The 14905-nt window shown below is 55.0% G+C and carries 17 protein-coding genes; 2 read left to right on the top strand and 15 right to left on the bottom strand.

What is annotated here, in order from left to right:
- Positions 1-20: 20 nt before the first annotated feature.
- The 9 genes from ACFCTO_RS11420 to ACFCTO_RS11380 all read right to left on the bottom strand — a co-directional run bounded on the left by ACFCTO_RS11420 (position 21) and on the right by ACFCTO_RS11380 (position 8900).
- Complete coding sequence (locus ACFCTO_RS11420; RefSeq protein WP_499876917.1) at positions 21-1361, bottom strand: SpoIID/LytB domain-containing protein; 1341 nt, start codon at positions 1359-1361, stop codon at positions 21-23.
- A gap of 11 nt (positions 1362-1372) precedes the next feature.
- Positions 1373-1588, bottom strand: a complete 216-nt coding sequence (locus tag ACFCTO_RS11415) for a DUF2905 domain-containing protein (RefSeq protein ID WP_292297823.1) — start codon at positions 1586-1588, stop codon at positions 1373-1375.
- Between the two features lie 11 nt (positions 1589-1599).
- Positions 1600-2604: a Holliday junction branch migration DNA helicase RuvB gene (ruvB, locus tag ACFCTO_RS11410; RefSeq protein ID WP_499876916.1), complete on the bottom strand. Its 1005-nt coding sequence runs from the start codon at positions 2602-2604 to the stop codon at positions 1600-1602.
- A gap of 3 nt (positions 2605-2607) precedes the next feature.
- Positions 2608-3216, bottom strand: coding sequence for a Holliday junction branch migration protein RuvA (gene ruvA / locus ACFCTO_RS11405; protein WP_499876915.1), 609 nt, complete (start codon positions 3214-3216; stop codon positions 2608-2610).
- Positions 3213-3713 carry a crossover junction endodeoxyribonuclease RuvC gene (gene ruvC, locus ACFCTO_RS11400; protein ID WP_292261754.1) on the bottom strand — a complete coding sequence of 167 codons (501 nt, stop codon included), beginning with the start codon at positions 3711-3713 and terminating at the stop codon, positions 3213-3215. Before ruvC ends, ruvA begins: the two co-directional genes overlap by 4 nt.
- 129 nt (positions 3714-3842) lie before the next feature.
- Positions 3843-5501 carry an AAA family ATPase gene (locus ACFCTO_RS11395; RefSeq protein WP_418518265.1) on the bottom strand — a complete coding sequence of 553 codons (1659 nt, stop codon included), beginning with the start codon at positions 5499-5501 and terminating at the stop codon, positions 3843-3845.
- A gap of 83 nt (positions 5502-5584) precedes the next feature.
- A complete protein-coding gene (locus ACFCTO_RS11390; RefSeq protein WP_298675951.1) occupies positions 5585-6001 on the bottom strand; it encodes a SoxR reducing system RseC family protein in 417 nt (138 codons plus the stop codon).
- A gap of 219 nt (positions 6002-6220) precedes the next feature.
- Positions 6221-7594 (bottom strand): MATE family efflux transporter, encoded by a 1374-nt coding sequence (locus ACFCTO_RS11385; protein ID WP_418518916.1) that lies wholly within the window; start codon positions 7592-7594, stop codon positions 6221-6223.
- A gap of 274 nt (positions 7595-7868) precedes the next feature.
- Positions 7869-8900: a mechanosensitive ion channel family protein gene (locus tag ACFCTO_RS11380; protein WP_499876914.1), complete on the bottom strand. Its 1032-nt coding sequence runs from the start codon at positions 8898-8900 to the stop codon at positions 7869-7871.
- A gap of 182 nt (positions 8901-9082) precedes the next feature.
- Between ACFCTO_RS11380 and ACFCTO_RS11375 the strand changes: the two genes are divergently transcribed.
- Entirely contained in the window at positions 9083-9982 is a 900-nt protein-coding gene (locus tag ACFCTO_RS11375) for a LysR family transcriptional regulator (protein ID WP_481325547.1), read from the top strand.
- A 5-nt stretch (positions 9983-9987) separates the two neighbouring features.
- Positions 9988-10899 carry a LysR family transcriptional regulator gene (locus ACFCTO_RS11370; RefSeq protein ID WP_499876913.1) on the top strand — a complete coding sequence of 304 codons (912 nt, stop codon included), beginning with the start codon at positions 9988-9990 and terminating at the stop codon, positions 10897-10899.
- Between the two features lie 4 nt (positions 10900-10903).
- On the opposite strand, the gene ACFCTO_RS11365 is transcribed toward ACFCTO_RS11370, so the two are convergent.
- From ACFCTO_RS11365 to ACFCTO_RS11340, 6 genes are all read right to left on the bottom strand, one after another.
- Positions 10904-11476: a DapH/DapD/GlmU-related protein gene (locus tag ACFCTO_RS11365; protein WP_499876912.1), complete on the bottom strand. Its 573-nt coding sequence runs from the start codon at positions 11474-11476 to the stop codon at positions 10904-10906.
- A gap of 29 nt (positions 11477-11505) precedes the next feature.
- Positions 11506-12666, bottom strand: coding sequence for an alpha/beta hydrolase (locus ACFCTO_RS11360; RefSeq protein WP_481325549.1), 1161 nt, complete (start codon positions 12664-12666; stop codon positions 11506-11508).
- A gap of 132 nt (positions 12667-12798) precedes the next feature.
- Complete coding sequence (locus ACFCTO_RS11355; RefSeq protein WP_499876911.1) at positions 12799-13425, bottom strand: flavodoxin; 627 nt, start codon at positions 13423-13425, stop codon at positions 12799-12801.
- 37 nt (positions 13426-13462) lie between these two features.
- A complete protein-coding gene (locus tag ACFCTO_RS11350; protein ID WP_292262183.1) occupies positions 13463-13819 on the bottom strand; it encodes a carboxymuconolactone decarboxylase family protein in 357 nt (118 codons plus the stop codon).
- A 70-nt stretch (positions 13820-13889) separates the two neighbouring features.
- A complete protein-coding gene (locus ACFCTO_RS11345) occupies positions 13890-14309 on the bottom strand; it encodes a cupin domain-containing protein (RefSeq protein ID WP_298675968.1) in 420 nt (139 codons plus the stop codon).
- Positions 14306-14521, bottom strand: coding sequence for a hypothetical protein (locus ACFCTO_RS11340; RefSeq protein WP_054336941.1), 216 nt, complete (start codon positions 14519-14521; stop codon positions 14306-14308). The genes ACFCTO_RS11345 and ACFCTO_RS11340 overlap by 4 nt, the downstream gene beginning before the upstream one ends.
- Positions 14522-14905 lie beyond the last annotated feature (384 nt).

Genomic DNA, 14905 nt, shown 5'->3' with positions numbered 1-14905 from the left:
ATAATCTTCCTCTTTTTAGCTTAATATAATTTTTCAATCTTCGTCCCCGTATAGTAATGGGTCAGGATGTTGCGGTAATAATCCTTTTCACTGGCATGGCTGCGCGCCATCTGATAGGCGCCGTACTGGCTCATGCCCAGGCCGTGGCCCCAGCCGAAACCGTAAATCGTCACGGGCTGGCCGGCTTTGACCTTGAAATCGGCCTTGCGGGCGACAGCTCCGGAATCGGGATCCGGCGCCGTACCGCGGCCGCTGTAAAAATCGAAGAGCGTACTGCGCAGGCCAAAGATGGACTGGAAGGCCGCCCCCTTGACGGTGACGCTGCCCTTCGTCCCCTTGACGACCATGGACTGGACCCGGCCGGAAACACCGCGGTCGGCCGTCGTCATGGGCCGCTTGGCCAGGGGCGACAACTCGATGGCCTGGATGCGGCCGACGCCCTTGCCGGCAGCACTCAGTTTGGCCGCCATCTGTTCCGGCGTCGTCGTCACAGCCCAGCGATAACCCGGCATCTCATCGCTGGCATCGCTGACACCGCGCAGATACGGGATATGGGAGCCCCAGACATTTTCACTGTTTTCCGTCCAGCCGCCGGCAGTGGAGCAGAAAAAGGCGTCGATAGGCCGGCCCTGATAAGTGATTATCTCCCCTTTTGTCGCATTGACGGCCTTGATGATCGACGGCGATTCGCCATTGATGCCGGCATAGACCTGGCTCGACGTATCGTCGGTAAGGTCGAAGCCGCGCTGGCTGAAGCGGCTCTTATGGGCAATGGCATAGGTCCGGGCGGCGACGGCCTGGGCCTTCAGGGCCTCTTCGCTCCACGACGGCGACATTTCCTTGCCGACGACGCCGTAGAGATACTGTTCCACCGGCAGGACGTTGACGACGGTCAGGCCCCAGCGGCCGGGAGATTTCATCATTTCCAGGGCGCCGCGGTAGGCGTAGCCATCAGTGATCTTGACGGAGCCGCCGTGGACCAGGGACCGGACCTGGACCGGCACGGTACTGACGTCGCCGTTGACGGTCAGGCTCGTCCCCGACAGGGCAATGGTGACGGGCACGTTGGCCGCCGCTTTCTTCCAGAGCATGTCGCCGCGATAGACACCCAGGCCCTGCGGCCCGGTGACGGCCACACTGCCCCGGCCTTCGCGGATGCCGATGCGCAGGGTAGCGCTATCGTGGACGGCTTGTTTATGTGTATATCCAGCCGGCGCCTTGGCCGTCTGCCGCACCGCTTTGACGGGCTGGCGGGGATGGCTTTTGGCCTTGGCCTTGGTCGGCGACGCAAAGACACTCGTCGTCACCAGGGCACAGAGGGCCGTGCAGAGGGCCAGGCGGGCTATCTTCTTTTTATACATAAAAATCCTCCTCACAGGCGAAAGAAGAGATTGAGGACAATCGTAAGGACTGCACTGATGATGAGGCAGGTCACGATGGGAAAATGGAAGGACGTGTTGCCCTTGGTAAAGGAAATATCGCCAGGCAGATGGCCCAGGAAATTCCCCAGTCCCAGGGAATCACCGGCCATCCATAAGAGACCGGCGACGATGAAAAAGAGCCCCATGAGGATGAGTAATTTCGCCATAATCGTCCCTCCTATCCTTCTGATGGCACAGGCAGGCCCAGATGGCGGTAGGCGGCGTCGGTAACGACGCGGCCCCGGGGCGTGCGGTTCAAAAAGCCCTGCTGCATCAGGAACGGTTCGTACACGTCTTCGACGGCATCGACGGATTCGCTGATAGCGGCGGCAATGGTGTCGAGGCCGACGGGGCCGCCGCCGAATTTATCGATGATAACCTGCAGGACCCGGCGGTCCGTCCGGTCGAGGCCGCACGAATCGACTTCCAGCCGGTTCAGGGCATCATTGGCCAGAGATGCCGTAATCGTCGCGGCTTCGGCGACCTGAGCGAAGTCGCGGACGCGCTTCAGGAGACGGTTGGCAATACGCGGTGTCCCCCGCGAGCGGCGGGCGATTTCCAGGGCGCCGTCGTCATCGATGGCCATGTCGAGGATATCCGCCGTCCGCTTGATGATGAGGACCAGGTCCTCCGGTTTATAGAATTCCAGGCGGCAGATGACGCCGAAGCGGTCGCGCAGAGGCGGTGCCAGGCGGCCGACCTGGGTCGTCGCCCCGACTAGGGTGAACGGCGGCAGGTCGATGCGCACCGACCGGGCACTGGGGCCCTTGCCGATGACGATATCCAGGGCATAGTCTTCCATGGCCGCATAGAGGACTTCTTCGACGCTGTGCGACAAGCGGTGGATTTCGTCGATGAACAACAGGTCCCGTTCCTGAAGATTCGTCAGGAGGGCGGCCAGGTCGCCAGGCCGTTCGATAGCCGGACCGGACGTGATGCGCAGGTTGACGCCCAGTTCATTGGCGATGATGCCGGCCATGGTCGTCTTGCCCAGGCCCGGCGGCCCGTACAAGAGGACATGGTCCAGCGCTTCCTTGCGCAGTTTCGCCGCCTTGATGAAGACTTCCAGATTGTCCTTGACCTTATCCTGGCCAATATATTCGCGTAAATAATGAGGACGCAGGCTGTACTGCCAGGAATCGCCCGGCAGGTCTGTCGTCTCGATGATCCGATTTTCTTCCATGGCTTACCTCCCGCTCCCCAAGGCCTTCAGCGTCTCTTTTAGCAGCTGTTCCACAGTCGTACAGCCGGCCAGGTGCGATTCGGCGACGGGCAGGACTTCCTGTTCGCTGTAGCCGAGACTGGTCAGGGCCGCCAGGGTTTCTGCCAGGATGCCCGACAGGCCCGGCGCGGCCGAATTTCCCAGGTCCGCAGCCCCGGAGTCTTCACTGGCGACGGGACCGATTTTATCCTGCAATTCCAGAACGATGCGTTCAGCCGTCTTCTTGCCGATACCGGGCATCTTGGTCAGGCCCTTGATGTCCTTTTGATGGACGGCCAGGCGGAAACCGTCGGCCGTGCCGGCGCTAAGGATACCCAGGGCCACTTTGGGGCCGACGCCGTTGACGCCGATGAGGAGCATGAACAAATCGTATTCATCCTGCGTGGCAAAGCCATACAAGACGATGGCGTCTTCGCGGACGCTCATATAAGTATAGAGCATGGCTTCCTGGCCGACACAGAGCGTGTCCAGCGTCGAAGCCGGTGCATAGGTCCGGTAGCCGACGCCGTGGACGTCGATGAAACAGGAATTGACGAAGATGTGGCTGATCACGCCTTTCAGATAACCGATCATAACTGCACCTTCCTTTTCAGACTCATAGAATGACTGGAATAAATCGCGTAAATGGCCATGGCCAGGCCGTCAGCCGCATCGTCGGGCTTGATTTTCTGGCGGATGCCGAGAAGGCGCATGGTCATGTCGATGACCTGTTCCTTCGTCGCCCGGCCGTAGCCGGTGACACCCTGCTTGACCTGGAGCGGTGAAAATTCCAGGATTGGGATGCCCGCCTGCTGGGCCGTCAGGAGGATGATGCCCCGCGCCTGGCCGACGGTAATGGCCGTCGTGACGTTGCGGTTAAAAAAGAGCTGCTCGACGCCGATGACGTCGGGCTTATATTTCCGATAGAGTTCATTGAGGCCGTCAAAGAGCATGACCAGCCGTTCGGCATCGGTATGGTCCGGCGTCGTCTGGATGGTCCCATACGTCACCGGCTTCAGGCGGCTGCCGTCGGCGTCGATGACACCAAAACCGCAGATAGCCGTCCCCGGGTCGATTCCCATTGCCCGCATCTTCACTGCCTCCCTTGTCTTCCATACATACCATAAAATAGAAATAAATAGACTAATGTTCATTATATCATGAAAGAGGCCGTTGCACAAAGATTTTCCCTTGGGCTTCGACCTCTTTTGACTCAATTTTTACACTAAGACGACCTGTTTCCCGTAAAAGGCGATACCGTATTTCAGGACTTTCGTAATGCCCCGGTCCTTGAAATCGGTTTCATAGCCCTTTTCATCGATCTGACGGCGGGCGTCCTGCGCCTTCTTCAGCAATTCATCCGAAGAACCTGCCGCTTTGAATTCCAAAATGGCGCCACACTGTCCACTGTGCGTGGGATAAATCGCCAGGTCATAACGTCCCAACCCGCTTTCCCGATTCGACTTTACTTCATATTCCGGGACCAGCAGCGTCGTCATCCCCAATAACAGGCCATGATAGAACGCCTCCCGGTTGGCCGTATCATACACACTGGCCACTTTCATCAGGATATCCTGCAAGCCTTTGGCAAAGGCGGTCCCGTTCCCTGCCATGAGGTTTTCCATGGTCGTCATCAGATACGACGTCGTCCGCCCAGGGCTCAGACGGCTCAGGATTTCATTGCGGTAAATGCTGCGGACTTCCCGATTGGGAATGGCCAGCACGTACACCCACGTATCGATGACCAGCCGGCGGGATACGATTTTCAAATACCCTGCCAGCACGAGAATAGTATATAACGCATCGGGATTATCGGTAACTTCCGGATAAATCGTATTTTCTGTGAGGACGGCCGTCACAGTTTCTCCCTGGATAAGGCGCAGCAGGTTGTCTTCCTGGACCGGATCAGTCTGTTTCAACAATTCTCCCAGCAGGACATTGCCTGACGTATGGCCCCAATAAGGCTGCGGCTGGCCTTGTTCCTTGAAAAAGCACAAGACCGACCAGGGATTATAGATTTCCTGGCTGCCAAAACAATAGCCATCATACCAGTCACGCAGGACGGGCAGGGCCTTGTCCTGCTGCTGCGCACGGGCCAGGACCCGTACTTCTTCTGGCGTGAAACCGATCCAATCAGCATAGGTCCCATTGATGACACTGCTGACTTCCAGATTATTCAGGCCGCTGAAAATACTTTCTTTGGCAATCCGCAGGACGCCTGTCAATACGGCAAAATCCAAAGACGGATTCGTCTTCAGGGCAGGGCTGAGGAAATTCCGCATGAAAGCCATGCATTCATCATAAAAACCGTGCTCCCAGGCCTGCTGGACCGGGATATCGTACTCATCCAGCAAGAGGACTACCGGTTGCTGATGATAACGCTTCATCATGTCCATCAAGCGGCGCAGGGCCTCTTCCATTTCGACAGGCGATGCCAGCCCGTCATGGATGCGCTGAAAATACCGCCGTTCAGCCCGCGAAAAGCCGGGGACTTCCATGAGATACGCGTATTGGTCATATAAATCACTGAGAAGAAAGCGGAATTTTTCCACCATATCCGGCCAAGTCCGGTGCCTGACATCCTTCAAAGACAGGAAAAGGACAGGCCGCTTCCCCTGCTCCGCCATATACCGTTCGCCAGCCCGTTCAATAGCCAGGCCGCGAAAGAGTTTCCGGTAATCCTGTTCCCGGTCAGCAGCAAAAAAATAATAGAACATGGACAAGAACAATGTCTTGCCAAAACGGCGCGGCCGCGTCAGCAGCAGTACTTCCCCATGATTATCAAGGAAATCCCGTATAGCCAGGGTCTTATCGACAAAATAATAATTTCCCTCACGGACTTTGGCAAAATCGTCAATACCAATAGGCAGGCCTTGCATCGCCGCTCCCCCTTTCCAGATGTTAAAAAAATCCCCTTACACTATGTTTATAGTATAAGGGAATCGCCAGTCAAAAGAAAGGCTCAGTCTTCATCCTCATCGACAATGACGCTGAGGATGTTGGCTTTGGTATCGATGATGCGGCTCAGGGAGCGGTCGTATTTCCGGACGGCCAGGGCCGAGACGATGAGTCCGGCGATGCCGCCGACGACGGCACCGGCAGTATGGCCTATGATGAGATAGCCTAAAAGGGCCGTGATGAGCAGCATGGCGACGGGCAGGATGAAGCAGACAAAGGCACCGGAAATGAGGTGCGAGTCATCGACTTCATAGCGGACGTGGTCGCCTTCGGCAGCGCCGATGGAATTATAGGCCAGGAGCTTGACGTGATCCGCTGCGGCGCAGACACTGCAAGCCACATAGAGCGAATCGCGGCTGACCCGTACTTTCGCCAAGCCATTATCCTTGATTTCTTCGACAAAACCTTCACCAAAACGCATATCTTATGCCCCCTTTCGAATTAGTAATCAATAATAATTATTTGTTGATTTGATTGTATCATAGTATACGTTATTAATCAAGTGTAGGCTGATTGCATCTCATCACTTGAGGAGTTAGCAGTTAGTGGTGCGTAGCTAGGGGCTAGGGGTTAGGGGCTAGGGGCTAGCGGCTGGAGGCTAGTAGCTGGCGGCTGGTAGCTGGCGGCTGGTGGCTAACGGCTACCTCTCACTCAGCAGGCCCCGGACGATGTGCTTGCGGCAGGACTGGTAAACGAAGGTCAGGACAATGGCCGTGACCAGCCAGCTGGCCGGGTAGGCCGCCATGAGGACCAGGAAGTCGCGGTGAGCGGCAAATACGGTGTACAGCCAGGTGATACGGACGCCGCAGATGCCGACCAGGACGACGACAGCCGGCGGCAGGGAATAGCCATAGCCGCGCAGGGATCCGGAGATGATGTCGATGATGCCATTGAGGTAGAACGTCCCGGCGACGTAAAAGAGGCGCTTCGTCCCCAAGGCGACGACGTTCGGGTCGCCGTTGAACAGGCGGATGAGTTCCGGCGAAAAGAAGAGGACCGGCACGGTGACGACCAGTAGGAACGCCGCTTCGACGCCAAAGGCGACTTTGGTGATGCGGAAGCAGCGGCGCAGGTTGCGGGCGCCGTAGTTCTGGCCGACGAAGGTCGTCGTCGCCTGGCTGAAGCCGTTGACGAAACAATAGATATTGCCTTCGATGATGAAGGCCGCAGCCGACGCCGCCATGGCTTCTGTCCCCAGGCTATTCAGGGCCGATTGGATGAGGACGTTGGACAAGGCAAAGACCATGCCCTGGATGCCGGCAGGCAGGCCGATGCGGATGATGTGATGCAGTTCTTCCCGGGAAAAGCGCATGTGGTGGCGTTCCAGGCGGATGCGGTCCGTCGTCCGGCACAGCAGGGCCAGGAGGATGAGCGAATTGACGGCAAAGGCGATGACTGTCGCCCAGACGACGCCGGCCAGGCCGAAATCAAAGACCAGGACCGACAGCAGGTCGAGGACGATATTGACGATATTGGCTGCGACCAGGCTGTATAACGGCGTCTTGCCATCGCCGCAGCTGCGGAAGATGGCCGCCTCGAAGTTATACAGCGACAAAAAAGGCAGGCCCAGCAGGAAGATGCGCAGATACTGTTCGGCCATGTCGTAGACGTCTGGCGGCACTTCCAGGACCCAGAAGGCCGGATAGACGATGAGTTCGCCGATGACGGCCAGCAAGGCCCCCAGGCCAAAAGACATCAAAATAGCTGTCTGGACCGTCCGTTCCACTTTATCGTCGCGGCGGGCACCGAGATACTGGGCAATGGTGACATTAGCCCCCAGGGAAATCCCCATGAGCAGCATGACCAGGATGCCGATGACAGGCATATTGTTGCCGACAGCAGCCATGGCACTCTTGCCGACGAAACGCCCCAGGATGACGACGTCGGCACTGTTGAAGAGCTGTTCAAATAAGCCCATGAGGCCGATCGGCATGGCAAAAAGGAACAACTTGTCGGCAATAGAGCCGTGCAGCATATCCATGCCGCGGCGGCCCTTATTTTGTGTATTTTCCATAATATGATTACCTCTCGTTCTCGTGAAGGATGCTTTCTTCCCTTAGTATAGCATATCAAAAAGAGGCTGTCGCATTGACAGCCTCTTTTTCTGTAGGGGCGACCACGTGGGGCGCCCGTTCACGCAAATCCAGTTCACAAGTATCCCACATATACCTGGCGGGCTCGCCCTCTACAGCGGTCCGTTTCAGCAACCATCAGGCCATTCCTTGTAGTCATGGCCTGATGGGCTGAAAAGGCACGTGCGAGCCCCTACAAACAGCAAACTATATGCGTTAGTCGTGGCGGATGAGGAGCTGGATGTTTTCTTTTTTATAGGTCGTGTAGATGCTTTTGATGAACTGGTGCTTGAGGACGGCTTCGTCGACGATGTTGCGGATACGCAGGACGACTTTGAAGGAAATGCCGTATTCCCCCATCTGGTCATAGCGGACGAGGGGCTCGAAGCCGGTGACGCCGTATTCACTGTGGTCGAGGATGTGCCGGGCCACGCCGAGGGTGACGTCTTCGACACGCTGCAGGTCATTGTCATAGGTAATGGTCAAGGGAATGGAAATGGTACATTCTGCCAAAGGCTGTTCGTAGTTGGTCAGCGTCGCCGTGGCAATGCTCTTGTTGGGGACGATGACCATATTCCCCGTCGCCGTACGGATTGTCGTATTGCGCCAGTTCATGTCGACGACGCGGCCGGCTTCGCCGCTGGCCAGGCGGATATAATCGCCCATGTGGACCTGTTTGGACACGAGGGTCGTAATGCCGGAAAAGAGGTTGGCCAGTGTATCCTGCAAGGCCAGGGCCGATGCCAGGCCGCCGGCGCCGAGCGCTGTCAGGAGCGGTGAAATGGAAATGCCGTAGGAACTGAGAATGAAGAGGATGCCCACCATGTAGACGCCCAGGTCGACGACAGTCGTCAAGATGGACGTCGTCGCCGCTTTATCGCCGCTCTTGGACAGTTTGTCCTTCAAGAAAGACGATACCGTATGGGCACAGAAGAAAGTCACCGTAATGATGACGACGCTGTGATAATGGTAGGATAGAATATTCTGGACAACATCGGGCAGATTGAGGATATCCTTAGTCAGCTGGATGCCCAAGAGGATGCCCAGCAGGGTCGGCATGAAGCGGAAGATATTGCGCCAGCTGTCACGCGGGACTTTCGTCACACGGCTCAGCACTTCGATGACAATCCGGAAGACGCCGTGCAGGATGACAATGCCAATGAAGATGAATAAAAGAAAGGCCAGGAAATGAACGTGCGGCCCGCCATGTTCCAATTCAAAAGAAAAAGTATTCACTATCGAATCCATAAGAAAAGCCTCCCCCGAAGCAATAAATCTAAAATAATAATGATTTATTATACTCCGGAGAAAGTACTACCACAATATGGCAACGGTTACAGTTTCATGTCATTTTTGGCATGAAACTTTTGTTGTAAGGCCCTTTCAAAAGTCGTATACTAAAGAAAATCCATACCCCCAGGAGGAACCCCATGGAAATACGGACACTGCAATACTTCCTGGCCGTCGCCAGGGAACAGAATATGACCGGTGCAGCCAATATGCTGCATATCACACAGCCGACGTTGTCCCGGCAGATGGCCGATCTGGAAAAGGAATTGGGCAAGCAGCTTTTCATCCGGACCAACCGCAGTACACTGCTCACGGAAGAAGGCATCCGCCTGCGCCAGCGGGCCGAGGAAATCGTGTCCCTCGTCCAGCAGACGAAAGCCGAAATCAGCGACGACCAGCCGGAACTGACGGGCTGTATCCGCATCGGTGCCGGCGAAACACCAGTCATGCACTTCCTGACCGACACCTTTGCCAAACTGCAGCGGAAACATCCGGGCATTACGTGTGAACTCTTTACGGGTAACGCCGATACGGTCGAAGAGAAACTCTCCCGCGGCCTCATCGACTTCGCCCTCTTCATCGAGCCTTTCAATCCGGAAAAATACGAATTCCTGCGTCTGCCTGAAAGCAACCGGGTCGGCATCATCACCCGCAGCGATACGCCCTGGGCCCGGCTGCCAGCCATCACGGCCGACACCTTGAGCCAGATTCCCCTGCTCGTCTCGTCACGGACTGCTACGGCAACCTTCGATATCCGTCAGTGGTCGCAAGGAAGCGTAACGGCCGAAGACTTGAAGGTCGTCGGAAAATTCGACCTCATCGCCAATGCGGCCCAGCTCATCCGGACGGGCATTACCAGTGCCCTCGGCATCGACGAGCTCTTCCAGCTCCATACGCCGGACCTGGCCTTCGTCCCCCTGGAACCAGCCGTCACCTTCTCGTGTCTCGTGGCCTGGAAAAAATACCAACTCCTGTCACCGACGTGCGAAGCCTTTTTGAAGGGCCTGAAAGAAAAAATCCATTGGCAAGGAAAGGACTGATTCGGATGTTAGATTTACGGGTACTCAATTATTTCCTCACCGTCGCCCGCGAAGAAAGTATCACCCATGCTGCCGAGGCCCTGCACCTATCCCAGCCGACGCTGTCGCGGCAGCTGCGCGACATGGAAGAGATGATGGGAAAAGAACTGATGATCCGCGGCCCCCGACGCATTACGCTCACCGAAGAAGGCTTATTCCTGAAAAAGCGGGCTGAAGAAATCCTCTCCCTGGCCAGTCATACGGAAGAGGAGCTGCGCAGCGACGATACGGAACTGAATGGCAATATCCGCATCGGCTCGGCCGAAGCCGACAGTGTCCGCTTCATCATGCAGACAGCCCATAAGCTGCAAAGCCGCTATAAGAACCTCCATTTCCACGTTACCAGCGGCGACGGTCAAGCCATCATGGAAGCCCTGGACAAAGGCCTCATCGACGTCGCCGTCATCTACGGCCATGTCGATACGGAAAAATATGAGGTCCTGTCCTGCCCATACACTGACCACTGGGGCCTCCTCCTGCAGCGCAGCCATCCGCTGGCAGCCAGGGAAGTAATCCATCCGCAAGACTTATGGACGGAAAACCTCATCCTGTCCCAGCAGGTATTACAAGCCAACAGCCACGGTAACAAATTGCAGACATGGATAAAAAAGCCCTTTGCCGAACTGCACATCCAGGCGACTTACAATCTGGCCTATAATGCGTCCCTCATGGTCCGCGAAGGGCTGGGGTCCTGCATCATGCTGGAAAAAATCATCAACGTGCCGCCCCATGACCCGGCGCTCTGCTTCCGCCTCCTGGACCCGTTGTTGGAAGATACCTTGTTCATCGTATGGAAACGATTCCAATTATTTTCCAAAGGGACCCAGCAATTCATCCATCTCCTGAAGGAAGAGGCGGAAAAAATAAGCCCGCCGTAAAACCTCAATGTTCAATGTTTTTGATGAAGTGAGCCGGTACGCCGCCGACGACGGTATATGGCGGGACGTCCCGGTTCACAACGGCACCGGCTGCGACGATGGCATAACGGCCGACAGTGACGCCAGCCGTTATGGTCGCATTGGCCCCAATCCAGGCGCCTTCTTCCAGGACGATCCGGCCGGGCATGAGCTCACTCCGTTTATCCGGGTCAGGATGATGATTGAGCGTAGCCAGGACGACATTATGGCCGATGAGGACATTATCACCGATGAAAATGCCGCCCTGGTCCTGGAACTTGCAGCCGCTATTGAAGAAGACATGCTTGCCAATATGGATATTCTTGCCAAAATCCGTATAAAATGGTGGAAAGAAGGCAAAGGTATCATCGACAGGACGGCCGATGAGCCGTGAAAAAAGTTGGCGCAGCTCTTCCGGTTCGTGGTACTGTGTATTGATTTCCATAGTAATCTTCTGGGCCTGCCGGCTGTAAAATCGCATCGTTTCGATTTCGCCTGCTGTCGTGCCGATGACCGGCTCCCGGTCCCATCGCTTCAAGGCCTGCGATAAAGATATCATATAAAGGCTCCTTTCTGATGTTTTTACCTTTATTTCAAGGCATCGTCAAAAAATTGGACCAAATCGGCAAAAGGAATCTTATCCATCTGGTCATATAAATCGGTGTGCGTAGCCCCGGGAACGACGATTTCCCGTTTCGGCGCCTTCAATTTGGCATAGGCCGCATCGGCAAAGTATTTCGAGTGAGCTTTCTCACCAGTAATGAGCAGGACCGGGCGCGGACTGATTTCGTTAATGTGTTCCATGAGAGAGAAGTTGAAGAACCCATAAGGCGTCGTCGAATCCCAGGCCAGTGTATTGGAATTGATGGAACGCGGATGATAGGCCCGGCCTACATAGTAATCATAGAAGCCTTTGACGACATCATTGGCATCGTCAGGCAGCTTGTCCGGGAACATCGTGTCATGAGAAACGACATGTCCCTGGGCGTCGACGGCCAGTTCATGCGAACCCGGGATAGGCTGACCTTCTTTTGCTTCTTTATCCCGCATAACGGCCAAATGTTCCTTCACTTTTTCCCGCTGTTCCGGCGTATAGTAATCTCCCTGATAGTGATTGCGGATACTGTCGGACATATCATACATCGCTGAAGTCGCGACGGCCTTGATGCGCGTGTCATTGGCAGCCGCCGTCAAGGCCATACCGGACAGGCCGCAGATGCCGATAGCCCCTACTTTATCGGGATTGACGAATTTCAAATTGCTGATGAAATCGACAGCGGCACTATAATCTTCTGCAAAGATATCAGGCGAAGCCATATTACGGCGCGTTCCCCCGCTTTCCCCAGTCATGGACGGATCAAAGGCGACAGCGACATATCCGTGTTTCGCCATTTCCTGGGCATATAAGCCGGAAGATTGTTCTTTGACAGCGCCGAAAGGCCCTGAAACGACGACGGCCTTATATTGCTTCTGGGCATTGAAGTTTTTCGGCAAATAAAGGTGGCCAGCGACGTCAAAACCATAACGGTTCTGAAAGCGGACATTCTTCACTTCAATCTTGGGGTCAACTTTGAATACCCGTGTATCATTCGTTAATTCGCTGATGGAAGACGGTTTCATCTGCGATTCCGTCTGCAAAACCGCTGCCGGCGTCGCCGCATATGCGGCACCCGTGCCGAATCCAGAAAAAGTAAAGGTACTGACAACCAAAGCAGCCGCTACTAATAAGGCTTTCTGATGTTTTTTCATGTTATATACTCCTTTTTCAACGCTCTTGAATCTCTATCTATTGCTTGATTACAGTATACTTGGTTATCCATTAAATAACAAATGCCTATGTATTTCATTAATCAATGCTTTTTCCCTATACTTCTTTTTCTATCAACGATTCAGGCTCTGGACCCACTGCTGGACCGTACTTTCCGACACATTGGACGGGAAGCGTTTACCTTCCAGCCAGTTGCCCGTACCAGCCATCTGCTGCAGCTGTCTGCCGCTGTCGCCGAGGCCGGAGCTGGCCGACGTGGCAAAGGGGATGACCGTCTTGCCACTGAAGTCATTGTGTTTGACGAAAGTATCTACCGGCCAGGCAGCGATCCCCCACCAGATAGGATATCCGATGAAGACCGTATCGTAGCCTTCCCAGTTGTCTGCCTTATCCTTGACCAGAGGGATGTCGCGCAGGCTGGCATCATCGTGTTCGCGCGAAGTCCGGCTGTCTTTATTGTTGTAATCCATGTCGGCTTCGGTATATTCCTGGACCGGTTTCAGTTCCATAACGTCGCCGTTGGTCGCTTTGGCAATGTAATTGGCTACATTCTTGGTATGGCCGCCGGCCGAAAAGTAAACGACCAGCGTCTTGCCATTGCCCTTGGCCGGGGCCTGGGCCGCCGCATCCGTCTTTTTTGAGGCGCTGGAAGACGCATCGGCGCCGTTCGTATTGCCACAGGCAGCCAGGCCCAGGACCATGAGACTGCTCAGGGCAAGCATTAAAATTTTCTTCATCATCTTCTTTTTACCTCCTGATTATTTCAAATAGAGACATTTACTCCCCGTAGACTTCCTTGGCATAGCCGAAGGCCGCCCAGGCCTTGGGCCAGCCGCTGTAAAAGGCGAGCTGTGTAATGATTTCGGCCATTTCATCCTTAGTGACGCCATTTTTCTTGGCCGTTTCCATATGGTATTTCAGAGAACTATCGGTAATGCCCTGGGCGATGAGGGCCGAGACGGTGACGATGCTCCGCTCTTTGAGGGGCAGGACATCATTCTTGCTCCACACTTCGCCAAAGAGGATATCGTCGTTATAGCGGGCAAAATCCGGGGCAAAGGTCCCCAGCTGCTGCCGCCCTGCAGTCTGCACGATCTTGACAGCTTTTTTCGCTTGATTATCAGTCGTATTCATAGCATATGCATCTCCTGTTCCCAAAAAACCGATTCCCGCCAGGACCATGAGCCCGGCCGCTAAGAAGTGCTTACGGAAGGGCATCATAATCGGCCTCCGCTACGGCTTCACACCATTCCGTACTCGTATCGGTCCCGTCGACTTCAATGGCCAGATGCTGGAAGGCACTGTCCTTGGCAGCACCGTGCCAATGCTTGACGTTGGCCGGGATGTGGACGACATCGCCGGCGTGGAGGGCCTGGGCCGGTTTCCCCCATTCCTGATACCAGCCGCGGCCGGCCGTGACTAACAGCATCTGACCGCCGCCCTGGCTGGCATGGTGGATGTGCCAATGATTGCGGCATGCCGGTTCAAAAGTGACGTTGCCGACGACGACCTGTTTCAGGGACAACATGTTCAAATAACTGGTGCCATCAAAATACTGGGCATAGTCGACGTTTTCTCCGCCCATAGCAAAGGGACTCGTCTGCTTGATTTCTTCTAAAGTCATTTTCCTTCGTCTCCTCTTTTTCGTAACACATATAAGAAATAATCCAGCCGGTCCAGCTGAAGCTGTTTGTCATGAATAGCATCGAGCAAGTACCGGCGATGGCGCTGCAGGCACGACAACTGCTCTTCCTCGGGCAGGGCCTCATACTGTTCGATAAAAGCCGCCGAACAACCGGCATCGATCAAATTCTGCCAAACCTTCCCTTCCATCATCGACCTCCTCTCTCCTTGCTTATTACGCCTTTATCTTAACAGACGGCTACGGGAATGTAAAACGCTTATATTTTATGTCCAGATATGCTTTTTTCGTATGGCAATAGGCGCAGGCCGCAAGTTGCTGGGTTAGGGGTTAGGGATTAGGGATTAGGGATTAGGGGTTAGGGGTTAGGGGTTAGGGGCTCGTGGCTAGTAAAGGCGCCTAAGGCGCCCATTTTTTTACAAACCACGAACAACGAGCCACTAAAAAAAGGGATACCGCATGGAGATTGTGATGTGACCCCAAAAAGTTAGACCTTGGTAACGAGACTGTTTTTACTGTCTCGTTACTTTTTTATGCTGTCTGTCGGAAAATTCTGTATTGGACAGGACTTTTCCAAC

Origin of the sequence: Megasphaera indica, from assembly GCF_046614755.1 — a bacterium.
Taxonomy (GTDB): Bacteria; Bacillota; Negativicutes; order Veillonellales; family Megasphaeraceae; genus Megasphaera; species Megasphaera intestinihominis.
The sequence above is the reverse complement of the archived record's forward strand: the minus strand, read 5'-3'. Positions and strand labels throughout refer to the sequence as shown.